The following is a 22,343-nucleotide window of genomic DNA, read 5'->3' as shown; positions in this document are numbered from 1 at the left end:
GCCTGCGCGTCTCCCGGCAACGTCACAGGCCGCCCAGGATGACGCGGTAGCCACTGCTCCGTAACCTCGGCTCATGAGCGTCTCCTCAGACCGCGAGGACCACGTCCGGGTCACCGCCGACGGCGCCGAGCTCCAGGCACCGGCCGACGAGGCGGTCTCCACCGTCCACGAGGAGGGCGAACGGGTCGAGTCCGTCGAGCGCCAGGTCCAGGGCCAGGGCCCGTGGACCCGGGCGGAGCACGGCGACCCCGACCACCCCGACACCCGGCCGCGGATGCGGGGCTGGCTGCACCTGTTCGCGTTCTTCGGGTCGATCGTCGCCGGGGCGGTGCTCATCCCGCTCGCCGCCGTGCAGGGGCCCCGGGCCGGCTGGTCGGTGGCCTTGTACTGCGTCACCATCCTCGGGCTCTTCGGGGTCAGTGCGCTGTACCACCGCCGGCGCTGGTCACCGCGCGGCTGGAAGCTGATGAAGCGCGCCGACCACTCGATGATCTTCGTGTTCATCGCCGGCACCTACACGCCGTTCGCGCTGCTCGCCGTCCCCGAGCCGACCGGCTGGTGGCTGCTCGGTCTGGTCTGGGCCGGCGCCGGGCTGGGCGTGGCGCTCAAGGTCGTCTGGCCGCACGCGCCCCGCTGGCTGGGTGTGCCGATCTACCTGGCGCTGGGCTGGGCGGCGGTGTTCGTGATGGTCGACATCCTGGAGCTGGTCGGCGTCACCGCGATGGTGCTGCTGGCCGTCGGCGGGCTGTTCTACAGCGTCGGTGCGATCGCCTACGCGAGCAAGCGACCCAACCCCTGGCCGGGGACGTTCGGCTACCACGAGGTCTTCCACGCGATGACGATCGTGGCCGCCATCTGCCACTACATCGCCGTCTGGTTCGCGCTGTACAACTCCCCGCTCGCCTGAGCCGGCCGGCCGCTCACGGCGTCGGCGGCGCGCCCGGGTCGGTCGCCGGGGGCTCCCCCGGCACGGACGGCGCCCGCTCCTCCGGCGCGCCACCGCTGGTGGGTGCGGTGCTCGGGAGGGGCATCGGGACGACGGTCTCCTCGCCGTACTGGTCCCAGCCCCGCACCTGACGCTGCTGCGGATACGCGTTCCCCGGCTGCAGCGGGGCGTCGGGCACCGTCTCGACCTGATCGCCGTCGACCGTCACGTCGGCGAGGTCGTCGATCGGCCGCCCGTCCTGGTCGTAGAGCAGCACCCCGCTCAGCGGTTCACCGGTCGAGGAGAACGGCAGGATGTTGGTGATCGGGGTGCCGTCCTCGTGCACCAGCTGGTCGGGCTGCGGGTCGTCGACGTACACCGTCTCGGCGGTGGCAACGCCGGGACCGCCGGCCAGGCCGACCAGCGCGACCAGCGTCAGCACCCCCAGCCCGGCGTTGACCAGTGCGGCACGGTGCCCCGGCTCGCGCTGCTCCGCCCGGGCGCGCAGGCCCAGCCGCACCGACCAGGCGATCGCCGCACCGGTGACCAGCAGGCCGACCGGGCCGAGCCCGAGGGTGGGCACCGGGAAGGACGTGCCCCCCACGAAGACCACGTCGACCGCGGTCACGGCGGCCCAGGCGCGCACCACCCACCACGCCGGGCGGAGCTCGGGGAGGAACGCCTCGACCTGCCGCACCGGCTCCCACGCCCGGACCCGGCCGACCAGCTCGGTCAGCCCGACCTGGTCCTGGTCGGCCACCGGCGCGGTGGGCAGGCCGGCGGCGGCCCGCAGCTCGTCGGCGTAGTGGCGAGGTGATCCCAGCCGGAACTCCAGCGGTGCCTCGCCGTCCGCCGCCACCTCCGCCAGGTGGTCCTCGAGGTCCTCGAGCAGCTCCTCGCACCGGTCGGCCGGGACGTCGGTCAGCGCCGCTCGCACCGCCGCCGCGTACTCCCGCACCTCGGCCTGCCGGCCCACACTCGTCGCGCCGGTCATGCCGCCACCTCCGGATCGGTCTGCAGCAGGGCCGCCATCGTGTCGGCGAAGCCGTGCCAGGTCTTGGTCGCCATCTCCAACTGCGCGCGCCCGGAGACGTTGAGCCCGTAGTACTTGCGGTGCGGCCCCTCGGCCGAGGGGACGACGTAGCTGGTCAGGTGCCCGGCGGCGTACAGCCGCCGCAGGGTGCCGTAGACCGAGGCGTCGCCGACCTCTTCCAGCCCGGCCGCCCGCAGCCGCCGGACGACGTCGTAGCCGTAGCCGTCCTCGCCGTCCAGCACCGCGAGGACGGCGAGGTCCAGCACCCCTTTGAGCAGTTGCGTGGTGTCCATCGACGTCCTCCGGGTTGGTCGGTGCACCGCACAGTACTGCGCAGAACGCAGTAGTGGCTGGGCGCCCGTCCGGCGCGCCGCACTGCTCAGCTGAAGGGCGGGCGGTCGTCCAGACGCACCGAGAGCCGGCCGGCCCGGCGCCACAGCCGTGCGGTGAGGTCCCGGTCGGCGTCCGTCACGAGGTTGCCCATGACCCGCAGGGCGACGGTCATCAGCACCCGGGACCGCATCCCCACCGGCCCGGCGGCCGGCAGGAAGCGCGGCACGGTGAGCAGCCCGGCCAGCCGGCGGGCGATGGAGAACGCCTCGCCGTAGTGCCGCCGCAGGGTCGTGGGCCAGGCCTCCGACCAGTCGTCCTCGTCGAACAGCTCGACCACGCTGCGGCCGGTCTCCAGCCCGTAGTCGATGCCCTCGCCGTTGAGCGGGTTCACGCACCCCGCGGCGTCGCCGACCAGCGCCCAGTTGCGCCCTGCCACACCGGAGACCGCCCCGCCCATCGGCAGCAGCGCACTGGCGGGGGCCTGGACGGCGCCCTCGATCTGCCACTCCGCCCGCCGCTGGTCGGTGTAGAGCTCCAGCAGGCTGCGCAGGCCCACCTCGGCCGGGCGGCGCTCGGTGGCCAGGGTGCCGACGCCGACGTTGACCTCACCGCGCTCGGCACCCAGCGGGAACACCCAGCCGTAGCCGGACAGCAGCTCCCCCTCGGCGCCGCGGAGCTCCAGGTGCGAGCTGATCCACTCGTCGTCGCTGCGTCCCGAGCGCACGTAGCCGCGCGCGGCCACGCCGTAGACCGTGTCGCGGTGCCACTCCCGGCCGAGCACCCGGCCCAGCGGGGAGCGCACCCCGTCGGCCACCACCAGCCGGCGGCAGCGAACCGTCGTCGTCGACCCGTCGGGACGGCGGAACGCCACTGCACCCACCCGGTCGCCGTCCCGCTCGACGTCCACCGCCCGAGCGCCCTCCAGCGGGACGGCCCCGGCCTCCAGCGCCACCGAGCGGATCCGGTCGTCCAGCTCCGTGCGCGGGACCGCGCCGCCGTGGTCGGGCAGCGCACCACCGGGCCAGGGCAGCAGCAGCTCCTGCCCGAAGCCGGCCGCCCGCAGCCCCCGGTTCAGGCCGTGCGAGCGCACCCAGTCGCCGAGTCCGAGCCGGTCGAGCTCGGCGATGGCCCGGGGGGTCAGCCCGTCACCACAGGTCTTGTCCCGGGGGAAGACGGCGGCGTCGGCGAGCACGACCTCGGCGCCACCGCGAGCGGCCCACGCGGCGGCAGCCGCGCCGGCCGGGCCGGCCCCCACCACGAGCACGTCGGTGTCGGTGGGCTCTGCGGTGGGGGGCACGAGGCCCAGTGTCCCCGATCCCCGCACGCGCCCCCGGGCGTCCTACTGGGGACCCCGGGCGCGCACCTCCTCCACGGCGGCCATCGCCTGCCGCAGTTCGGCCAGCCAGTCCTCGGCGTGCTCGCCGACCAGGCGAACCGCCCAGACCAGGGCCTCGGACCGGGACCGGGCCACGCCGGCGTCGACCAGGGTGTCCAGGACCAGGCGCTCGGGCTGGCGCAGCCGGGTCATCACCGGCACCGACAGCGTGGTGAACAGCTCCCGGACGTCCCCGCAGGACGCGCCCCAGGCCACCGACCGGCCGTAGCGCTCCTGGGCTGCGTCGGCGATCGCCATCCGCTGGCCGCGGGTCTGCTCCCGGAAGCGGGCGATCCGCCCGGCCCGGGCGGCCGCGGCGTCGCCGTCGCCGACGTCGGGCTCGGGGACCGACCCCACGACGGTGATCTCGTCGCGGTCGACGACCAGCTCGACCGGGCCGGTGAACCACTCGTCGGGCAGCCGGCCGGCGAACCAGCCGGCGACCTCGGCGCGCTCGACCGGCGGCGGGGCGTCCGCCGCGCGCCCACGGGCACGCCCGCGGCCGGGGAAGCCCTCAGGTGGGAAGCGGTGGTGTGCGTGCACGGTTCCTCCTCGTTCGGTACGGACACGATGCACTGTAATGGTGTAATCAGCATCTGCGCTGGCTCGTTGCTGCGCTGAGAGCGGACACCCCCGTGACCGCGACCGCGTCGCGCAGACCGGACGTACTGTTGGACGCTCGAACTCCGGCCCCCGGCCGGGACCCCCACCCGCGAAAGGCACCAGTGACTGTCGGGAGAAAGCTCGCCGCCCTCGCCGGGGTGGTCGCCGTCGGTGGCTTCGTCGTCTTCACGGCGAGCTACGTCCCGCCCAACGAACGCGGCGTGGGTGCCGCGGACGTCGATCAGCTGAGCGGGACCCTGGTCGGCGCCGGTTCCAGCGCCCAGCAGGCGGCCATGCAGGGCTGGACCGCCGGGTTCAACGCCGTCCAGCCCGACGTCGCCGTCAGCTACGACCCGATCGGCTCCGGCGGGGGTCGCGAGCAGTTCCTCGCCGGCGGCACCGACTTCGCCGGCTCCGACGCCGCCCTCGACGAGCAGGAGCTGACGCAGGCCGCCGAGCGGTGCGGCCCCTCGGGCGTCTTCGAGCTGCCGAACTACATCTCGCCGATCGCCGTCGTCTACAACCTCGACGGCGTCGACGAGCTGAACCTCACCCCCACCACGCTGGCCGGCATCTTCGACCGGCAGGTCACCCGGTGGGACGACCCGGCGATCGTCGCGGACAACCCCGGGGCCGAGCTGCCCGACCTGCCGATCACGCCGGTCAACCGGTCCGACGAGTCCGGCACCACCGAGAACTTCACCGACTACCTGGCCGTCGCCGGCGGCGAGGCGTGGCCGCACGAGCCCGACGGCAACTGGCCGGTGCCCGGTGGGGAGGCGGCGCAAGGGAACTCCGGTGTCGTGGCCGCCGTCCGCGGCGGACAGGGCGCCATCGGCTACGCCGACCTGTCCCAGGCCGGGGACCTCGGGGTGGCCCGCATCGGCGTCGGCGAGGAGTTCGTCGCCCCGTCGGCGCAGGCCGCCGCGGCCGTCGTGGAGAACTCCCCCCGGGCCGAGGGCCGTGGCGAGCACGACGTCGTCATCGAGGTCAACCGCGACACCACCGGTTCCGGCGAGTACCCGATCGTGCTGGTCAGCTACCACATCGGCTGCATGGACTACGCGGACCCGGAGGTCGCCGAGCTCCTGCGGGCCTTCATGACCTACGTGGTCAGCGACGAGGGCCAGGAGGCCGCGGCCGAGGTCGCGGGCTCGGCACCCATCTCCGACGGTCTCCGCCAGGAGGCCCTGACCGCCATCGACGCCGTCACCTCCTCCTGACGGCGGGCTCGCGACTCCGGCGCGACTGCGACACCTGCCTGGCCGCCGCCCGTACGGTGACGGCTCCCGTCGACCCCTGGGGAGCTCCACCGCATGGCCCACGTCCCGCCGGATCGCCGGCCGACCGCGCGGTTCCGCCGCCCGGCCGACGGGCCACCTGCGGGCTCCGCGTACCCGTCCGACCCGTTCCCGCCGTACGGCGACGACCGGTACGGCCCGCCGCCGGACGCCGGCTGGTACCCACCCCCGCCGGCCGAGGAGCACTCCCCTCCGCAGCGGCGTTGGCGGCGCGGGGGCCGCGCCGACGGGTCACCGCCGCCCGCCCCGGAACCGCGCTCCGGGCGATCCTGGCGCGGACGCCGTCGCGGCGCCCTCCGGACGCTCGCTCGGCTGGTCGCCGTCGTCTTCGTCGTCCAGGCGCTGGTGCTGGTGTCGCTGCGCTGGGTCGACCCGCCGACGACGGCGTTCATGGCCGCCAACCCGGGCGGCTCGATCCAGCAGTCGGTGCCGGTCGAGCACGTCTCCCGGAACTTCCTCGCCGCCGTCATCGCCCACGAGGACGCCCAGCTCCCCTACCGCTCCGGCGCGTTCGAGTGGGACGCGCTGATGGGCCGCGCGGAGGCGCACCTGCGCGGCGAGGACGACCCGTCCGGGTCGACCATCCCGCAGCAGGTGGCCAAGAACCTGTTCCTCAACCAGGAGCTGAGCGCCTGGCGCAAGGCGGTGGAGGCCGGCCTGGCCGCGGAGCTGGCGCTGGTCGTCGACGACCGGCGGATGCTCGAGCTCTACGTCAACCACGCCCAGTTCGGCCCCACGCTCTACGGCGTCTGTGCGGCCAGCTGGTACTACTTCGACACGCCACCGGACACGCTCTACCCCGACCAGGCGATCCAGCTCGCCGGGCTGCTGCCCTCCCCCGGGCACGTCCGCCGCGCCCCTGGCGGGGGGCTCGACTTCGAGGTCGAGGACGGCCTCGGCTGGCTCTCCCGTTCGCACGTGGTCAACGCCCAGAACCGGCTGCCACGCCATCTCGACCGGCTGGGGTTCCAGCCCGTCGAGGACCTCGGCATCACCGGACTGGCCGCCGACGAGCCGGACTCCGGTGACGACTGCAGCGAGCGGCCCGCGGCGGTCGCCGAGCTGATCGCCGCGGAGGGCACCGCCTGAGGACGGCGGCGCCCAGGCAGGACCCCGGGTCTCCGTCCGAGCCGGTCTCGGCTCAGCCGGCGACCCGGATCTCGACCTCGACGCCGTCCCCGTCGAACGACCGGTGTCCTGCGGCCGGCAGCGCCTCCAGCAGCGGCTCCCGGTAGCACCACACCGCGTCCTCGTACCGCCGGCCGGCGACGGTCAGGTGCTCGTAGCTCGCCACGCCCTTGTACGGGCACTCCGACGTGGTGTCGCTCGGCTCCAGGAACTCGGCCCGGACGTCGGCCTCGGGCACGTACCAGCGCACCGGCAGGCCGGTCTCGAACACCGCGATCGGCGCGGAGGTGTCGGCGACCACCTGGTCTCCGACCCGCACCACCACCTGCCGGGACGAGCGCCGGGCGTCCACCCGGTGGAACGGGTCGCGCGGGTGCCCGAGCAGCTGCTCGTCCTCAATCCACCAGGAGTCCAGGCGCTCCAGGTCGAAGGAGAGGAGCCCGGCCAGCGGCGGGCAGCCGTCGATGGGCTCCGGGTAGGACCACGCCGCATCCTCGACCCGGCGCCCGTCGACCTCCAGGTGCCAGTACCGGGCCTCGCCCTTGAACGGGCAGGTGGTGCGGGTGTCACTGGGCTGCAGGAGACCGGCCGCCACGTCGGCCTCCGGCAGGTACCAGCGGGGCAGCAGCCCCGTCTCGTGCAGCAGTTGCGCGCCCGTGGTGTCCACGACGGTGCGCTCGCCGGACACCCCGCGGATGCGCTCCTGCAGGGGGTGGAGGTACAGCGCGTGCGCGGGGGCGACCGACCACAGGTCGGCGTTCAGCTGTCCGGCCGAGGGCCGGGCGAGAGGACCGGTACCGAGGGTCAGCGACATGTCCCGACCGTAGGCGGGTCCTGCGGCTCCCGCCCGGTCCTGACGCGGGCGGTGGCGCCTCGACGCCCGGGCGGACGGGCAGTCACGAGATCGTCACGTTCAGCCAGCTGCCCTCGGGGCACGATCAGGGACGACACCGAGGAGGTCGTCATGGACCGGCAACGAACGCGTCCGCGGACGCTCATCATCGTGCTGCTCGCCGCCGTCGCACTGCTGGGCGGTGCACTGCCGGCCCAGGCGGCCAGCGGTCCGTACTGCGGGATCCGCTGGGGGTCGCTGCCCGAGAGCCAGCCGATGGGCGCCTTCCCGCCGGGCACCGTCACCGACGTCCGCGCCGGGCAGCACCCGTGCTTCGACCGGCTGGTGGTCGACCTGGCCGCGGCCGGCGACACCGGCTACGACGTCCGGTACGTGGACCAGGTCGGTGCCCAGGGGTCGGGCACCCCGGTGCCCGTCGCGGGCGGCGCCGTCCTGCAGCTCGTCGTCCGCGCACCGGCCTACGACGGGTCGCGCACCCCCACCTACCTGCCCGACCGGACCCAGGTCGTCGACGTCGGTGCCGCCCGGACCCTGCGCCAGGTGGCCTGGGCGGGCTCCTTCGAGGGGCAGACGTCGCTGGCGGTCGGCACCCGGGCCCGGCTGCCGTTTCGGGTCTTCGTGCTCGCCGGTGCACCGGGGCAGCCCGACGGTGCCCGCGTCGTGGTCGACGTCGCGCACCGGTGGTGAGACCCGGCAGAGGCGACCCGGCCGGTCAGCCTGCCGGTGGCGCGTCGCCCTCGTCGGGCTCGCGCTCCTTCAGCCGGAGCAGCCAGGCCGTGGCCCCCAGCAGGACCACCAGCACGCCGAGGACGGCGATCTCGGTGATCCGGTCGTCGAACTCCGCGCCCTTGCCCAGCACCCCTGCCGCCTCGACCGACAGCACGACGATCTCCTTGATCGAGGCGATGATCCCGACCAGCAGGAACGGTTCGGCCACCAGCTCCCGGCGCTCCACGGTGATCCGCACGGCGAACAGCAGCTCGACGACGATGAAGACGAGCAGCAGCACGTCCAGCAGCTCGAGCACCGGGCCCTGGGAGGGGTCACCGACCATCCCCCAGGTCGTCCTCCCGGCGATGAACAGCAGGACGAGGGCGCTGAGCACGAGGAACAGCGCGATGCCGGCGTAGACGATGTTCTCGCCGATCTCCAGGGCGCGGGTGCCCCAGCGGCCGGGGAGTGATCGGTCGTGCTGGTCGGGGTCCCGCCGGACCCGCTGGGTCGCCATCGGGCGATCATCGCCGACCGCCGTCCCGCACGCGCCCGGACGACGGGTGCGCGTCCCTCTCGGGGGTCAGGTCCCCGCCGGCCCGGGCCGATCGGTGCTGGACCACCGGGGCTGCACCCGGTCCGGCGGTGCCGGGGCGGTCAGGGAGCGCCGGGCCGCCCGCCCCGGGTGTCGCCGTCCTCAGGGCGGGACGGCGGCTCGATCGCCAGCGGGGCACGCCGCAGGGTGTCCAGCAGCTCGGCGCCGGGCGCCCGGGCCGGGACGTCGACCATCAGCTCGGCCGGGGTGTCGGGCACCTGGTCGGCCGGGTCGAAGCTGCGCGGCAGCCCCTTGAGGTGCCGGGTCATCGACCGGCCCAGCCACAGCACCGCGATGAGCAGCAGGACGATGAGCAGCAGCCCCAGCGGGCCGGCCTTGCCGACGTCCTCGGGGACCTGCTGCTGCTCGACGGCGAGCAGGGTGAGTGCGGTGGTCACGAGACACGCTCCGAGGTGTGGACGCCGGCGAACAGGTCGTCCTCCGGGATGACGGAGTCGACCAGCGAGCGGGCCAGCTCGTAGTCCTCGGTCGGCCAGGTGCGGGTCTGCAGGTCCAGCGGGACGGAGAACCAGCGGCCGGTGGGGTCGATCTGGGTGGCGTGGGCGATCAGGGCGGCATCCCGCACCGGGAAGTACTCGGCGCAGGGCACCCGGGTGGTCACCCGGTGGGAGATGTCGTTGTCCGGGTCCCACTTCGCCAGCCACTCGGTGTACGGCGACTCGGCCCCCTCGGCCAGCATCGCCTCGTGCAGCGCCTTCGTGCGGGGCAGCGTGAAGCCCATGTGGTAGTAGAGCTTGCTCGGCTGCCAGGGCTCCCCGAGGTCGGGGTAGCGGTCCGGGTCGCCGGCCGCCTCGAAGGCGTGCACCGAGATCTCGTGGGTCTTGATGTGGTCCGGGTGGGGGTAGCCGCCCCGCTCGTCGTAGGTGAGCACCACCTGCGGCCGGAAGCGCCGGATCAGCTCGACCAGGGGCGCAGCGGCCTCCTCCACCGGCACCAGGGCGAAGCAGCCCTCCGGGAGCGGCGGCAGCGGGTCGCCCTCGGGCAGCCCGGAGTCGACGAAGCCCAGGAACTCCTGCTCGACGCCGAGGATCTCCCGCGCCCGGGCCATCTCCTCGGTGCGGATCTCCGCCATCCGCTCCCACACCTCGGGCCGGTCCATCGCCGGGTTCAGCACCGACCCGCGCTCCCCGCCGGTACAGGTCGCCACCATCACCCGGGCGCCCTCCGCGACGTACTTGGCCATGGTCGCGGCGCCCTTGCTCGACTCGTCGTCGGGATGGGCATGCACCGCGAGCAGGCGCAACTGGTCCGGTTCGCTCACCTGTGCTGCTCCTCGCTCCGCTCGTCGAGCCCGCGCTCGACGGTGCCCTCACGCCGTTCGTGACGCGCACGCCCGGTCTCGACCTCCATTGTCCCCCCGGCCGGCCGATCGCGGCAGGCACCCCGGCGACTCCTGGTGTGCCCCGCGCCACTCCCGTGGACCTGCGACACAGGAGCCTCCCCGGTCGGACCCGTTCCGTTGACGGCTGCACGCCGCTCCGGTCCGGTGTTACGTTGCTCGGATTGACCAGCGGTGACCCCGCGAACAGCGGGTCGCGAAGACGAGCACCGGGAGCAACTGTGTCCACCCCCACTGACGAGCAGGACCAGGGCGTCTGGCTGACGCAGGAGGCCCACGACCGGCTGCGAGCCGAGCTCGAACAGCTGGTGGCGAACCGACCGGCGATGGCCAAGGAGATCAACGACCGCCGCGAGGAGGGCGACCTCAAGGAGAACGGCGGCTACCACGCAGCCCGCGAGGAACAGGGCAAGGCGGAGGGCCGGATCCGGCAGCTCACCGACCTGCTGCGCAAGGCCCGGGTCGGCCAGCCGCCCACGACGGCGACCAACGCCGCCGTCGGCACGGTCATCACCATCGCCTTCGACGGCGACCAGGACGACACCGACAAGTTCCTGCTGGGCTCCCGCGAGATCGCCGGCACCACCGACCTGACCGTCTACTCCCCCGAGTCGGCGCTGGGTGCCGCGATCGTGGGCGCCGCGCCCGGCGCGACGGTCACCTACCAGGCACCGAACGGCAAGGACATCTCCGTGAAGGTCCTGGCCGTCGAGCCGTTCATCCCCTGACCCCCGGGCCAGGGCGGTGACGAGCACCATGGACGAGACCGGCACGGTGGACGGCGGGCGGGCGCGTTCCCGGCGGGCGGAGAACACCACCTTCGTCTGCGGGCACTGCCAGACCCTGGTGCCGGCGAACACCGACGGGCACTACCGAAACCACTGCCCGTGGTGCCTCTGGTCGTTGCACGTCGACGAGCTGCCCGGCGACCGGGCCAGCGAGTGCCGGCAGCTGATGGAGCCCATCGGCCTCGTCGAGAAGTCGGGCAAGGGCTGGCAGGTGGTGCACCGCTGCACCACCTGCGGCCACCGCCAGCCCAACCGCCTGGTCCGGGACGGCGCCGCCCCGGACGACCTCGACCTGGTGCTCGCCCTCCCCTGGCTCTGAACCGGCCGCCGCCTCGTCACCTCCGCCGCTCTGCACGCTCTTCCTCCGTTCTTCACGTGCTGCGGCGCGTGCGGAGCGGAGGGAACGCGTGCAGAGCGAGGCCCGCCACCTGACCGGGCGGGCCCCGTGCCGCCCGGCTCAGCAGGGGCAGCACGCAGAACGCCCCCGCGGACGACGACGTCCGCGGGGGCGTTCTGCGTGTCGGGGTCAGGCGACGGGCGTCAGCCCCCGGCGGCGCAGCAGCGGCCCGGTGTCGGCGGCCCGCCCCCGGACGGCGGCGAAGGCGCCCAGCGGGTCGACGGAGCCACCGCGGGAGAGCAGCTCGCCGCGGAAGACGTCACCGTTCTCCCGGCGCAGCCCGCCGTTCTCCTTGAACCACTCCACGGTGTCGGCGTCCAACACCTCGGACCAGATGTAGGAGTAGTAGCCGGCCGAGTACCCGCCGGCGAAGACGTGCTGGAAGTACGTCGTCCGGTACCGAGGCGGCACCAGGTCGAAGGCGACCCCGGCGTCGGTGAGCGCCTGGGCCTCGAAGGCCTGCGCGTCGCTGACCTGGGTGTCCGGCCCGATCCGGTGCCAGGCCTGGTCGAGCAGCGTGGCCCCCAGGTACTCGACGGTCGCGAACCCCTCGCCCCACAGGGCCGCGGCCTCCAGTGCGTCGACCGTCTCCTGCGCCAGCGGCTCACCGGTCTCGACGTGCTTGGCGTAGTGCGCCAGCACCTCCGGCCACAGCGCCCACATCTCGTTGACCTGGCTGGGGAACTCCACGAAGTCGCGCGGCACGCTGGTGCCGCTGAACCGCGGGTAGGTGACCGCCGAGGACAGCCCGTGCAGCGCGTGCCCGAACTCGTGGAAGAGCGTCGTCACCTCGTCCAGGGTGAGCAGCGTCGGCTGACCGGCTGCCGCCCGGGTGACGTTGAGGCAGTTGAACACCACGGGGCGGGTGTCCAGCAGGCCGGACTGGCTGACGAACGAGCTCATCCAGGCACCGCCGCGCTTGCCCTCGCGGGCGAAGAAGTCACCCAGGTAGAGCCCGACGGGCCGCCCGTCGGCGAAGACCTCCCAGACCCGGACGTCCGGGTGGTAGCCCTGCAGGTCCGGACGGGGGGCGAAGGTGAGGCCGTAGAGCAGTTCGGCGGCGCGGAACACCCCGTCGACCAGCACCCGGTCCAGCTCGAACCACGGCCGCAGCGCGGCGCTGTCGACGGCGTAGCGCTCGGCCCGCACCCGCTCGGAGTAGAACGACCAGTCCCAGGCGGCGAGCTCGACGCCGTCGGCAGCGGCCACCTCGGCGAGCACGTCGGCCTCCGCCCGGGCGTTGGCCATCGCCGGCGGCACCAGCGCGGCCAGCAGCTCGTCGACCGCGGCGGAGGTGCGGGCGGTCTGGTCGGCGGCGATCAGGTCGGCGTGGGTGTCGAAGCCCAGGAGGCGGGCCCGGACCGCGCGCAGGTGCGCCATCTCGACCGCGATCGGGCCGTTGTCGTGCTCGCCGGCCGAGGCCCGGGTCAGCGACGCGTCGTGCAGCCGGCGGCGCAGCTCCCGGTTGCGCAGTTTGGCCATCGCGGGCTGGCCGCTGGGCAGCACCAGGGTGAGCAGGTACCCGCCCTCGTGGCCGCGCTCGGCGGCGGCACCGGCGGCGGCCTGCACCTCGGCGGGGCTGAGCCCGTCCAGCTCGGTCTCGTCGGTGACCAGCACCGCCGCCCCCTCCGTGGCCACGACGAGGTTCTGCCCGAAGGTCGTGGACAGCTCCGACAGCCGCTGGTTGAGCTCGCGGAGCTGCTCGCGCCCGGCGTCGTCCAGCCCGGCGCCGGCGAGGACGAAGTCCAGGTGGTAGCGCTCCACCAGGCGCAGCGACTCGGCGTCCAGGCCCGCCTCGTGCCGGGTGGCGTGCACGGCGTCGATCCGGGCGAACAGCGCCGGGTCCAGTCGCAGGGCGTCGGAGTGCGCCGCCGACAGCGGGGCGACCTCCCGCTCGATCTCCCGCAGCCGGTCGCTGGACATCGACGACGACAGGTTCCAGAAGACCGCCTCGGCCCGGCCGAGCAGCTGACCGGAGCGCTCGAGGACCACGACGGTGTTCTCGAACGTCGGCTCGGCCGGGTCGGCCAGCAGGGCGGCGACCTCGGCCCGCTGCTCGGCCATCCCGGCCAGCAACGCCTCCCGGCAGTGCTCCAGCGAGATGTCGGCGAACGGCGGCAGCTCGTAGGGCAGCGTCGACGGGGTGGCCAGCGGGTTGGACGCGGACAGGGTCGATGCGGACAGGGACGTCGAGTCCGGCGACGGAGCCGGTGCAGTGGTGCTCATCCCGCTCATCTTCGCCCCCGTACCCGGTCGGCCGTCACCCGACGGCCGACCGGAGCCGAGCCGTCAGCGGCTGGCAGTGCGCAGGTAGGCCCGCACCGCGAGCGGCACGAAGACCACCAGGATCGCGATGGTCCACAGCACGGTGTACAGCGCCGGGTTCTGCAGCGACCAGACGTCGGGGACGGGGGCCCCGGCGGGGACGTTGCCGAACAGTTCCCGGGCCGCCTGGACAACGGTGGAGACCGGGTTCCACTCGGCGAACGCCCGCAGCGGCGCCGGGAAGCTCTCCAGCGGGACGAAGGCGTTGGAGGCGAAGGTCAACGGGAAGATCACGATGAAGCTCGCGTTGTTGACCACCTCCGGGGTGCGGACGAGCAGGCCGACCAGCGCCATCAGCCAGGAGATGGCGAAGGCGAAGACCAGCAGCACCAGGAACCCGCCGATCGCCTCCCCGATCGAGGAGTTGATCCGCCAGCCCACGGCCAACCCGGTCAGCGCCATCACCGTGATCGAGATGACGTTGAGCCCCAGGTCGGCGACGGTGCGGCCGATCAGCACCGCCGACCGGGACATCGGCAGCGACCGGAACCGGTCGATCAGCCCCTTCTGGAGGTCCTCGGCGATGCTCGCCCCGGTCACGGTGGAGCCGAAGACCACCGTCTGGGCGAAGATGCCCGGCAGCAGGAACTCGGCGTAGCTGATGCCCGGCGGCAGGTTGATGGCGCCACCGAAGATGTAGCGGAACAGCACCACGAACATGATCGGCGACAGCGTCGCGAAGACGATCAGGTCGGGCACCCGCTTGACCTTGATCAGGTTGCGCTTGGTGATGACGACGCTGTCGGAGACCGTCTCGGCCAGGGTGGTCATGACTGCGCTCCTGCACTGACGGTGGCCGAGTCCTCGGCGTCGGTCGTGGTGTCGGCGTCCTCGGCGGAGCGGCCGGTGAGGGTCAGGAAGACGTCGTCCAGGTCGGGTCGGCGCAGGCCGATGTCGAGCACCTGCGCGCTGGTGCCGGCGAGCCGGCGCAGCGCCTCGGCCAGCGTGTCGGTGCCGCCGGTGACCGGCACCGACAGCCGCCGGGTCTGCCGGTCGGCGTGCAGCTCGCCGTGGGAGAGCGGACGCAGGGCGTCGGTCACCACCGCGAGCTGCTCGACGGTGCCCACGGTGAGCTCCAGCCGCTCGCCACCGACCTGGGCCTTCAGCTCGTCGGCGGTGCCGCGGGCGATCACCTTGCCGCGGTCGATGACGACCATCCGGTCGGCCAGGCGGTCGGCCTCCTCCAGGTACTGGGTGGTGAGCAGGATCGTCGTCCCGTCGCTGACCAGGTCGGCGATGAACTCCCACATGCCGAGCCGGCTGCGGGGGTCGAGCCCGGTCGTCGGCTCGTCGAGGAACAGAACCCGTGGCCGGGCGATGAGGGAGGCGGCGATGTCCAGCCGCCGGCGCATGCCGCCGGAGTACGTCTTCGCCGGGCGGTTCGCCGCGTCGGACAGGTCGAAGCGCTCCAGCAGCTGGCCGGCGCGCGACCTGGCCTCCCGCTTGCCCAGGCGGTAGAGCCGCCCGACCATCTCCAGGTTCTCCGCACCCGTCAGGTACTCGTCGACCGCGGCGTACTGGCCGGTCAGCCCGATCATGGCCCGCACCTGGTCGGCCTGGGTGCGCACGTCGAGGCCGGCCACCTCCGCCCGGCCCTCGTCGGGCTGCAGCAGGGTGCTCAGGATCCGGACGACGGTGGTCTTGCCGGCGCCGTTGGGCCCCAGCAGCCCGAGGACGGTGCCCTCGGACACGGTGAGGTCGACCCCACCGAGCGCGGTGTTCTCACCGAAGCGCTTCACGAGCCCCTCGACGACGACGGCATCGGTCATGCCAGGCACGCTAGGCCCGTCCGCCCACAGTTCTCACTGCCTTTTCCGGGCACCCGGCGGGTCCGTTCCATGAACACTCCTCGCGACGACAGGCGGTCCGTCGCGGTGCGACGGCTCAGGGGTGCAGACCCGCCCCGCCCGGAGAAGTCATCGGTCCACGCCGGTCAGTCCACGCGCGGGGCGTACCCGGCCGCGGAGAGTGCGGCCAGCACGTGCTCGGCGTGGTCGGGGCCGCGGGTCTCCAGGTGCACGCCGACCTCCACCTCGCCCAGCACCAGGCGCGGCGTCAACCGCTCGTGCTCGACCGACAGCACGTTGGCGGCCAGACCGGCCAGCTCACGCAGCAGCCCGGCCAGTGACCCCGGCCGGTCGGGCACCTGCACCCGGAGGGACAGGTAGCGCCCGGCGGCGGCCATGCCGTGCTGGACGACCTTCATCATCAGCACCGGGTCGATGTTGCCGCCGGAGACGACCGCGACGACCGGCGGGGCGAACGCGGTGGGGTCGGCCAGCAGCGCGGCGACCGCGGCCACCCCGGCCGGCTCGACCACCAGCTTGGCCCGCTCCAGGCAGAACAGCAGCGCCCGGGAGAGGTCGCCCTCGCTGACCGTCACGACGTCGTCGACCAGGCCGGAGACGTGCGCCAGGGTGAGGTCGCCGGGGGCGGCGACGGCGATGCCGTCGGCCATCGTCGCCATGCTGGTCAGGGGCACCGGCCGGCCGGCGGCCAGTGAGGCGGGGAAGGCGGCCGCCATCCCCGCCTGGACGGCGACCACCCGGACGTCGGGCCGACGGGCCTTCACCGCCGCGGCGATCCCGGAGACCAGGCCGCCGCCGCCGGTGCAGACCACCACCGTCGCCACGTCGGGGCACTGGTCGAGGACCTCCAGGCCCACGGTGCCCTGCCCGGCGATGACGTCGGGGTGGTCGAAGGGGTGGATGAAGACCGAGCCGGTCCGGTCGGCGAACTCCACCGCCGAGACGATCGCCTCGGTGAGGGTCTCCCCGCCGAGACGGGCGTCGGCGCCGTAGCCGCGGGTCGCGGCGACCTTGGGCAGCGGCGCGCTCTCCGGCATGAAGACGGTCGCGGCCGCACCGAGCTCGCGGGCGGCCAGCGCGACGCCCTGCGCGTGGTTGCCGGCGCTGGCCGCGACCACGCCCCGGGCGCGCTCGGCGTCGCTGAGCCGGGCGATCCTGGTGTAGGCCCCGCGGATCTTGAACGAGCCGGTGCGCTGCAGGTTCTCGCACTTGAGCCACACCGGCCCACCGACCCGTTCGGCCAGTGCCCGGGAGTGCTCCAGCGGCGTCCGGCGCACGACGCCGTCGAGCAGGTGCGCGGCCGACTCGACGTCGGCCCCGCTGACCAGGGGCACTGCACCGGGGACGGACACGCCGTCGATCTTCGCAGTCCCCAGGTGCGCGGGCCGACGGACACCCGGGTGTCACAGGTCCGTCGTACCGTGGTCGAGGTGACGGACGCCGCACTGACGGGGACCACCCAGTCCCCCACCCCTCCCGCTCCCACCACTCTCGGCGAGCTCCGCGCCAGCGGAGCCGCCCCCCGGCCGGTCAAGGCCGAGATCCGCCAGAACCTGCTCGCCCGGCTGGCTGCCGGGGAGCCCACCCTGCCCGGCATCGTCGGGTTCGAGGACACCGTCGTCCCCGAAGTGGAACGGGCGCTCATCGCCGGGCACGACCTCGTGCTGCTCGGCGAACGCGGCCAGGGCAAGACCCGGCTGATCCGCACCCTGGTCGGCCTGCTCGACGAGTGGACCCCCGTGCTGGTCGGCAGCGAGCTCAACGAGCACCCGCTGCAGCCGATCAGCGTCTGGGGGCACCGGCAGGTCGCCGAGCACGGCGACGCCACCCCCGTCGGCTGGCTGCACCGCAGCGAGCGGTTCGGCGAGAAGCTGGCCACCCCCGACACCAGCGTCGGCGACCTGATCGGCGACGTCGACCCGATCAAGGTCGCCGAGGGCCGCACCCTGGGCGACCCGGAGACGGTCCACTACGGGCTGGTGCCGCGCACCAACCGCGGCATCTTCAGCGTCAACGAGCTGCCCGACCTGGCCGAGCGGATCCAGGTGGCCCTGCTCAACGTGCTGGAGGAGCGGGACATCCAGATCCGTGGCTACCGGGTGCGGCTGCCGCTGGACCTGCTGCTGGTGGCCAGCGCCAACCCCGAGGACTACACCAACCGCGGCCGGATCATCACCCCGCTCAAGGACCGGTTCGGCGCCGAGGTGCGCACCCACTACCCGATCGAGCTCGCCGACGAGGTGCGGCTGCTCGAGCAGGAGGCGCAGACCACCTGGCTGGGCGGCAGCGGCGAGTTCGCCACCCCGCTGGTGCCCCAGCACCTGGTGGAGATCGTCGCCCGGTTCACCCGGCTGGTCCGCGAGTCCAGCCACGTCGACCAGCGCTCCGGGGTCAGCGCCCGGTTCGCCATCGCCGGGCTGGAGACGGTGGCCGCCTCCGCGGTGCGCCGGGCCGCGGTCGCCGGGGAGAGCCGACCGGTCGCCCGGGTGGTCGACCTGCCGAGCATCGTCCCGGCCAGCCGCGGCAAGGTGGAGTTCGCCGACGCCGGCAACGACGCCGACGACGACCGCAGCCTCGAGGTCCTCGAGCACCTGCTCCGGCAGGCCACCGCCCAGACCTTCCGCGCCCGCTGCGGCGGTCTGGACCTCACCGGCCTGCAGGAGCACTTCACCGGCGGGGACACCGTGGAGTCCGGCGACCTGGTGCCGGCCGCCGTCCTGCTCGGGCAGCTGGGCACGATCCCGCACCTGGCGCAGCTGCTGGGCCGGCTGGGGGTCCCCGAGGGGGAGCAGTCCGCCGAGCAGGCCGCCGCCGCCGTCGAGTTTGCGCTCGAGGGGCTGTGGCTGACCCGCCGGCTGGCCAAGGACACCGACGGCTCCCGCACGGTCTACGGAGCCTGACGTGCCCCAGCGACGGCACGGCGGGTACCGGTACGGCAAGTGGCGGGGCGGGCCCGACCCCCTGGCGCCGCCCTACGACGTGGCGGCCGCGGTCGACGAGATCGGCGACCAGGTGCTGGCCGGCAGCGGCGTCCGGGAGGCGATGCGGGACCTGCTGCGCCGCGGCGTCGACGGCCGGCGCGGGCTGGACCAGCTGCGCCGCAACGTCCGGGACCGGCTCCGGCAGGCCCGCGAGGCCGGCCGGCTGGACGGCACGCTGGAACAGGTCCGGGAGCTGCTGGACCAGGCCGTCGAGGCCGAGCGGACGGCGCTGTTCCCCGACCCCGACGACGCGGCCCGGCTGGCCGAGGCCGAGCTCGACGCCCTGCCCGAGGACACCGCCGGGGCCGTCCGGGCGCTCAAGGACCACGCCTGGCGTTCCCCGGAGGCCGCCCAGGCCTACCGCGAGATCGAGGACCTGCTCCGGCAGGAGGTGCTGGACAGCTCGTTCCAGGGGATGAAGCAGGCCCTGCAGCAGATGCAGGACGGCGACGGCGCCGCGATGCAGGCGGTCAAGGACATGGTCGCCGACCTCTCCGCCCTGGTCGACGCGCACAACCGGGGCGAGGACACCGACCAGCAGTTCGCCGACTTCATGGACCGGCACGGGCAGTTCTTCCCCGACGACCCGCAGTCGGTGGAGGAGCTGATCGACTCCCTCGCCCGCCGGGCAGCCGCCCAGGAGCGGATGATGGCCGGTCTCTCCCCCGAGCAGCGCGCCGAGCTGCAGGACCTGATGGGCCAGGCGATGGGCGACCTCGGGCTGCAGAGCGAGATGGCGCACCTGTCCGACGCGCTGCGGCAGGCCCGGCCGGACCTGCCGTGGGGCCAGCGCGGCCCGGTCCCGGACGGGGACCAGCCGCTGGGGCTGGGCGACGCGACGACCGCCGTCGCCGAGCTCGCGGACCTGGAGGCGCTGTCCCAGCAGCTCTCCCAGGGCTACGCCGGCGCCTCGCTGGCCGACGTCGACGAGGAGCTGCTGGAGCAGGCGCTGGGCCGGTCGGCCGTCGACGACCTCGCGGCGCTGCGCCGGCTGGAGCGGGAGCTGGAGCGGCAGGGCTGGCTCGACCGCTCCGAGGGGGCGCTGCAGCTCTCCCCCAAGGCGGTGCGCCGGCTGGGTGCCACGGCCCTGCGCCGGGTGTTCGCGAAGCTGTCGGCCACCGGTCGCGGGGAGCACGACGTCGCCGACGCCGGTGCCGCCGGGGAGCTGACCGGCGCCTCGAGGGAATGGCGGTTCGGCGACGAGCAGCCGCTGGACGTCGTCCGCACGGTGCGCAACGCGGTGCTGCGCAGCGCCGGCAGCCCCCGTGAGGAGGGCCAGCGCCAGGTGCAGATCGCCGTCGAGGACTTCGAGGTGGTGGAGACCGAGCGGCGCACCGGGGCCGCGGTGGCCCTGCTGGTCGACCTCTCCTACTCGATGGCGCTGCGCGGCACCTGGGGCGCGGCGAAGTCCACGGCGATGGCCCTGCACTCGCTGGTGACCACCCAGTTCCCGCAGGACGCCATCGAGATCATCGGCTTCTCCTCCACCGCCCAGGTGCTGCGCCCGGAGACGCTGGCCGAGCTGAGCGTGGACACCCTGCAGGGCACCAACCTGCAGCACGGCCTGATGCTGGCCCGCCGCTTCCTGGCCCGGCACCGGGACGCCGAGCCGGTGGTGCTGGTGGTCACCGACGGCGAACCGACGGCCCACCTGGAGGACGACGGGACGCCGTACTTCTGCTGGCCGCCGATGCCCGAGACGATCGCCCGCACGGTGGCCGAGGTGGAGCGGGTGGCCCGTTCGGGGGCGACGCTCAACGTGTTCGCGCTGGACCCGGAGCCCGGGCTGGTCGAGTTCGTGCACGACATCACCGCACGGGCCGGCGGGCGGGTCTTCCAGCCCGACAGCGAGCGGCTCGGCGAGTACGTCGTCGCCGACTACCTGCGCGCGCGTCGCGGCCGCCGCGGTCGGTGACCGACCGTGGTCGCTCCGTGCGCGAACGACGCGCTGGTCCGGGATCGGGGAGACTGTTGTCGTGACCACCGAGGCGGAGACCGGGACGATCACCATCGAACAGGTGGACGCGGCGACCACCTACCCGCTGCGCGCCCAGGAGCTGCGCCAGGGCCGGCCGGTCGAGATCGACGAGGACGACGCCCCGTACACGCTGCACCTCGCCGCCCGGGTCGACGGGGACGAGGTGGTCGGCGTGGTCCGCTTCCACCCGCGCGACTGCCCCTGGCGGGAGGGCGAGGGCTCCTGGCAGCTGCGGGGCATGGCCACCGACCCGCGGGTGCGGGGGCTCGGGGCCGGCCGGGCCCTGGTGGCCGAGGGCCTGGCCCGGGTGTCGGCTCTCGGCGGCCAGCTGGTCTGGTGCGATGCCCGGGCGTCCGCCGTCGGCTTCTACGAGCGGCTGGGTTTCACGATCATCACCGACGAGTACGACCTCCGGCCGGTGGGTGGGCACCGCGGCATGATGATCGAGCTGCCGATCAGGTGACCGGGTGGGCTCCGCTGGAGCTGACCCCGGGGATCTTGCCGGAGCGGAAGGCGTTCACGAAGAGCCGGTGGTCGGCACGGGTGCGCTCGGCGTAGGAGTGCGCGAAGGCGATCAGGTCGGCGATGAACTCCTCCCGCCGGTCGCCGATCATCTCGGTGATCGCCTCCTCGGTCTGGAAGTCGACCAGCTCGTGGTCGCTGTCGGCGTCCCCGACGCAGTGCATCTTGGCCGTGGCCCGCCCCAGCTGGGCGACGACCGGCAGGATCTCCTCGGGCTCGGTCAGGTCCTCCCAGTCCAGGTCCAGCTCGTAGGGCGAGAGCTCGGCCACCACGAAGCCCACGCCGTCGATCTCGGTGTGCCCGAGGAAGCTCGAGGCGTAGGACTGCAGCGCCCGCTGGCTCATCGCCGTCCGGTGCCCCTCGTGCTCGAAGTGCCGGCGGATCTCCGGGTCGGTCACCACCCGGCTGGGGGCCGACACGTTGCCCTGCTTCATCGACAGGACCACGTCGTTCTCCAGCGCCTGGTCGTACCCCTCGATCAGCACGTTGTAGGCCGGCAACCCCGCGCTGCCGATGCCGAAGCCCCCGGTGGCGACGACGTCCTTGACGTCGTAGGTGACCTCCCGGCGGCGCTTGCCCGGCGGCAGGGTCTCCCGGTAGCGCTCCACCGCGGCCAGCACGCGGTCGCGCTCGGCGTCGTCCAGCCGGCGGGTGCGCGGGCGGTCGGTGAAGCGGCGCTGGTGCCCCTCGATCACCGTCATCCGCTCCAGCAGGGCGATCCGGGTGTGCTCGGTGGTCTCCAGGACGAGCTCGTGCACCGCGCCCTCGGTGTTCTCCCGGCGGAGGGCGAAGGAGCGGTCGTCGTCGGCGGCGACGAAGGCGTGCACCTGGTCGAGGTAGCACTCCAGGTACCGGCGGAGCACGGCGTCGATCACGTCGTCGCCGAGCGCCTTGCGCCAGGCCAGCAGGGCGAAGCTGGCGGCGAACCGGCGCAGGTCCCAGCTGACGTGACCGAGGTAGGCCTCGTCGAAGTCGTTGACGTCGAAGACGATCCGCCCCTGGCCGTCCATGTAGGTGCCGAAGTTCTCCGCGTGCAGGTCACCCTGGATCCACACGCGCGACGTCCGCTCGTCACACCAGCGGTCCTCCAGCGTCGCCATGTCGGCGTAGAACAGGCACGCCGACCCGCGGTAGAAGGCGAAGGGGTCCGCCGCCATCTTGCGGAACTTGGTCCGGAAGGCATCGGCGTCGGCGGCCATCAGGCCGGAGAAGGCGTCGACGAGGACGTCGACGATCTGCTGCTGCCGGTCGTCGGGGTGCTCGCCAGCAGGGGTGATCTCGGTGCGGTCGGCCACGGCACAACCGTAGGGGGTGGCTAGCCTGGAGA

The 22,343-nt window shown here is 73.8% G+C and carries 22 protein-coding genes; 9 read left to right on the top strand and 13 right to left on the bottom strand.

Annotated elements, in window-relative coordinates:
- Positions 1-73 precede the first annotated feature (73 nt).
- Entirely contained in the window at positions 74-907 is an 834-nt protein-coding gene (trhA, locus tag O2W20_RS14175) for a PAQR family membrane homeostasis protein TrhA (protein WP_269171987.1), read from the top strand.
- A 13-nt stretch (positions 908-920) separates the two neighbouring features.
- Here the strand turns inward: trhA and O2W20_RS14170 are convergent, their stop codons facing one another.
- The 4 genes from O2W20_RS14170 to O2W20_RS14155 all read right to left on the bottom strand — a co-directional run bounded on the left by O2W20_RS14170 (position 921) and on the right by O2W20_RS14155 (position 4,209).
- Positions 921-1,919 carry an HAAS signaling domain-containing protein gene (locus tag O2W20_RS14170; RefSeq protein ID WP_269171988.1) on the bottom strand — a complete coding sequence of 333 codons (999 nt, stop codon included), beginning with the start codon at positions 1,917-1,919 and terminating at the stop codon, positions 921-923.
- Complete coding sequence (locus O2W20_RS14165; protein WP_269159983.1) at positions 1,916-2,251, bottom strand: PadR family transcriptional regulator; 336 nt, start codon at positions 2,249-2,251, stop codon at positions 1,916-1,918. The genes O2W20_RS14170 and O2W20_RS14165 overlap by 4 nt, the downstream gene beginning before the upstream one ends.
- 86 nt (positions 2,252-2,337) lie before the next feature.
- On the bottom strand, positions 2,338-3,588 hold the full coding sequence (locus O2W20_RS14160; RefSeq protein ID WP_269171989.1) for a geranylgeranyl reductase family protein: 1,251 nt from the start codon (positions 3,586-3,588) through the stop codon (positions 2,338-2,340).
- A gap of 42 nt (positions 3,589-3,630) precedes the next feature.
- A complete protein-coding gene (locus O2W20_RS14155; RefSeq protein WP_269171990.1) occupies positions 3,631-4,209 on the bottom strand; it encodes a hypothetical protein in 579 nt (192 codons plus the stop codon).
- 182 nt (positions 4,210-4,391) lie between these two features.
- On the opposite strand from O2W20_RS14155, the gene pstS reads away from it, so the two are divergent.
- Both pstS and O2W20_RS14145 read left to right on the top strand, forming a co-directional pair.
- Positions 4,392-5,492, top strand: a complete 1,101-nt coding sequence (gene pstS, locus O2W20_RS14150; protein ID WP_269171991.1) for a phosphate ABC transporter substrate-binding protein PstS — start codon at positions 4,392-4,394, stop codon at positions 5,490-5,492.
- 93 nt (positions 5,493-5,585) lie between these two features.
- On the top strand, positions 5,586-6,659 hold the full coding sequence (locus tag O2W20_RS14145; RefSeq protein ID WP_269171992.1) for a transglycosylase domain-containing protein: 1,074 nt from the start codon (positions 5,586-5,588) through the stop codon (positions 6,657-6,659).
- 52 nt (positions 6,660-6,711) lie between these two features.
- On the opposite strand, the gene O2W20_RS14140 is transcribed toward O2W20_RS14145, so the two are convergent.
- Positions 6,712-7,512: a DUF427 domain-containing protein gene (locus tag O2W20_RS14140; RefSeq protein ID WP_269171993.1), complete on the bottom strand. Its 801-nt coding sequence runs from the start codon at positions 7,510-7,512 to the stop codon at positions 6,712-6,714.
- 150 nt (positions 7,513-7,662) lie between these two features.
- Here O2W20_RS14140 and O2W20_RS14135 point away from each other — a divergent pair, with 150 nt between their 5' ends.
- The gene (locus O2W20_RS14135; RefSeq protein ID WP_269171994.1) at positions 7,663-8,238 is read left to right on the top strand and encodes an AMIN-like domain-containing (lipo)protein; all 576 of its coding nucleotides are present in this window, start codon (positions 7,663-7,665) and stop codon (positions 8,236-8,238) included.
- A 25-nt stretch (positions 8,239-8,263) separates the two neighbouring features.
- Here O2W20_RS14135 and O2W20_RS14130 read toward each other — a convergent pair whose 3' ends face one another.
- The 3 genes from O2W20_RS14130 to mca form a co-directional block, all read right to left on the bottom strand.
- Entirely contained in the window at positions 8,264-8,779 is a 516-nt protein-coding gene (locus tag O2W20_RS14130; protein ID WP_269171995.1) for a phosphate-starvation-inducible PsiE family protein, read from the bottom strand.
- Positions 8,780-8,919: 140 nt separating this feature from the next.
- Positions 8,920-9,255 carry a hypothetical protein gene (locus O2W20_RS14125; protein WP_269171996.1) on the bottom strand — a complete coding sequence of 112 codons (336 nt, stop codon included), beginning with the start codon at positions 9,253-9,255 and terminating at the stop codon, positions 8,920-8,922.
- Positions 9,252-10,139 (bottom strand): mycothiol conjugate amidase Mca, encoded by an 888-nt coding sequence (mca, locus tag O2W20_RS14120; RefSeq protein WP_269171997.1) that lies wholly within the window; start codon positions 10,137-10,139, stop codon positions 9,252-9,254. The genes O2W20_RS14125 and mca overlap by 4 nt, the downstream gene beginning before the upstream one ends.
- A 299-nt stretch (positions 10,140-10,438) precedes the next feature.
- On the opposite strand from mca, the gene greA reads away from it, so the two are divergent.
- Both greA and O2W20_RS14110 read left to right on the top strand, forming a co-directional pair.
- Positions 10,439-10,945 (top strand): transcription elongation factor GreA, encoded by a 507-nt coding sequence (greA, locus tag O2W20_RS14115; protein ID WP_269171998.1) that lies wholly within the window; start codon positions 10,439-10,441, stop codon positions 10,943-10,945.
- 28 nt (positions 10,946-10,973) lie between these two features.
- Entirely contained in the window at positions 10,974-11,324 is a 351-nt protein-coding gene (locus O2W20_RS14110) for an RNHCP domain-containing protein (RefSeq protein WP_269171999.1), read from the top strand.
- 207 nt (positions 11,325-11,531) lie between these two features.
- On the opposite strand, the gene O2W20_RS14105 is transcribed toward O2W20_RS14110, so the two are convergent.
- The 4 genes from O2W20_RS14105 to ilvA all read right to left on the bottom strand — a co-directional run bounded on the left by O2W20_RS14105 (position 11,532) and on the right by ilvA (position 16,887).
- Positions 11,532-13,628 (bottom strand): M3 family metallopeptidase, encoded by a 2,097-nt coding sequence (locus O2W20_RS14105; protein ID WP_269172000.1) that lies wholly within the window; start codon positions 13,626-13,628, stop codon positions 11,532-11,534.
- 63 nt (positions 13,629-13,691) lie between these two features.
- Entirely contained in the window at positions 13,692-14,498 is an 807-nt protein-coding gene (locus tag O2W20_RS14100; RefSeq protein ID WP_269172001.1) for an ABC transporter permease, read from the bottom strand.
- On the bottom strand, positions 14,495-15,496 hold the full coding sequence (locus O2W20_RS14095; protein ID WP_269172002.1) for an ATP-binding cassette domain-containing protein: 1,002 nt from the start codon (positions 15,494-15,496) through the stop codon (positions 14,495-14,497). The genes O2W20_RS14100 and O2W20_RS14095 overlap by 4 nt, the downstream gene beginning before the upstream one ends.
- Before the next feature lie 164 nt (positions 15,497-15,660).
- Positions 15,661-16,887 (bottom strand): threonine ammonia-lyase, encoded by a 1,227-nt coding sequence (ilvA, locus tag O2W20_RS14090; protein ID WP_269172003.1) that lies wholly within the window; start codon positions 16,885-16,887, stop codon positions 15,661-15,663.
- Positions 16,888-16,965: 78 nt separating this feature from the next.
- Between ilvA and O2W20_RS14085 the strand changes: the two genes are divergently transcribed.
- From O2W20_RS14085 to O2W20_RS14075, 3 genes are all read left to right on the top strand, one after another.
- Entirely contained in the window at positions 16,966-18,435 is a 1,470-nt protein-coding gene (locus O2W20_RS14085; RefSeq protein ID WP_269172004.1) for a sigma 54-interacting transcriptional regulator, read from the top strand.
- A 1-nt stretch (position 18,436) separates the two neighbouring features.
- Complete coding sequence (locus O2W20_RS14080) at positions 18,437-20,431, top strand: VWA domain-containing protein (protein ID WP_269172005.1); 1,995 nt, start codon at positions 18,437-18,439, stop codon at positions 20,429-20,431.
- A gap of 61 nt (positions 20,432-20,492) precedes the next feature.
- Complete coding sequence (locus O2W20_RS14075) at positions 20,493-20,957, top strand: GNAT family N-acetyltransferase (RefSeq protein ID WP_269172006.1); 465 nt, start codon at positions 20,493-20,495, stop codon at positions 20,955-20,957.
- On the opposite strand, the gene O2W20_RS14070 is transcribed toward O2W20_RS14075, so the two are convergent.
- Entirely contained in the window at positions 20,950-22,311 is a 1,362-nt protein-coding gene (locus tag O2W20_RS14070) for a DUF2252 domain-containing protein (protein WP_269172007.1), read from the bottom strand. The two genes, O2W20_RS14075 and O2W20_RS14070, sit on opposite strands and share 8 nt — an antisense overlap.
- Between the last annotated feature and the right edge of the window lie 32 nt (positions 22,312-22,343).

Origin of the sequence: Modestobacter sp. VKM Ac-2982, from assembly GCF_026967935.1 — a bacterium.
Classification (GTDB): domain Bacteria; phylum Actinomycetota; class Actinomycetes; order Mycobacteriales; family Geodermatophilaceae; genus Modestobacter.
Note: the sequence above shows the minus strand (reverse complement) of the source record. Positions and strands in the feature narration are given on the sequence as shown.

Bases quoted from the DNA above. Each gene is read 5' to 3' on its own strand.
- trhA (WP_269171987.1), top strand. From the start codon at position 74: ATGAGCGTCTCCTCAGACCGCGAGGACCACGTCCGGGTCACCGCCGAC.
- O2W20_RS14170 (WP_269171988.1), bottom strand. From the start codon at position 1,919: ATGACCGGCGCGACGAGTGTGGGCCGGCAGGCCGAGGTGCGGGAGTAC.
- O2W20_RS14165 (WP_269159983.1), bottom strand. From the start codon at position 2,251: ATGGACACCACGCAACTGCTCAAAGGGGTGCTGGACCTCGCCGTCCTC.
- O2W20_RS14145 (WP_269171992.1), top strand. From the start codon at position 5,586: ATGGCCCACGTCCCGCCGGATCGCCGGCCGACCGCGCGGTTCCGCCGC.
- O2W20_RS14140 (WP_269171993.1), bottom strand. From the start codon at position 7,512: ATGTCGCTGACCCTCGGTACCGGTCCTCTCGCCCGGCCCTCGGCCGGA.
- O2W20_RS14135 (WP_269171994.1), top strand. From the start codon at position 7,663: ATGGACCGGCAACGAACGCGTCCGCGGACGCTCATCATCGTGCTGCTC.
- O2W20_RS14130 (WP_269171995.1), bottom strand. From the start codon at position 8,779: ATGGCGACCCAGCGGGTCCGGCGGGACCCCGACCAGCACGACCGATCA.
- O2W20_RS14110 (WP_269171999.1), top strand. From the start codon at position 10,974: ATGGACGAGACCGGCACGGTGGACGGCGGGCGGGCGCGTTCCCGGCGG.
- O2W20_RS14105 (WP_269172000.1), bottom strand. From the start codon at position 13,628: ATGAGCACCACTGCACCGGCTCCGTCGCCGGACTCGACGTCCCTGTCC.
- O2W20_RS14100 (WP_269172001.1), bottom strand. From the start codon at position 14,498: ATGACCACCCTGGCCGAGACGGTCTCCGACAGCGTCGTCATCACCAAG.
- O2W20_RS14095 (WP_269172002.1), bottom strand. From the start codon at position 15,496: ATGACCGATGCCGTCGTCGTCGAGGGGCTCGTGAAGCGCTTCGGTGAG.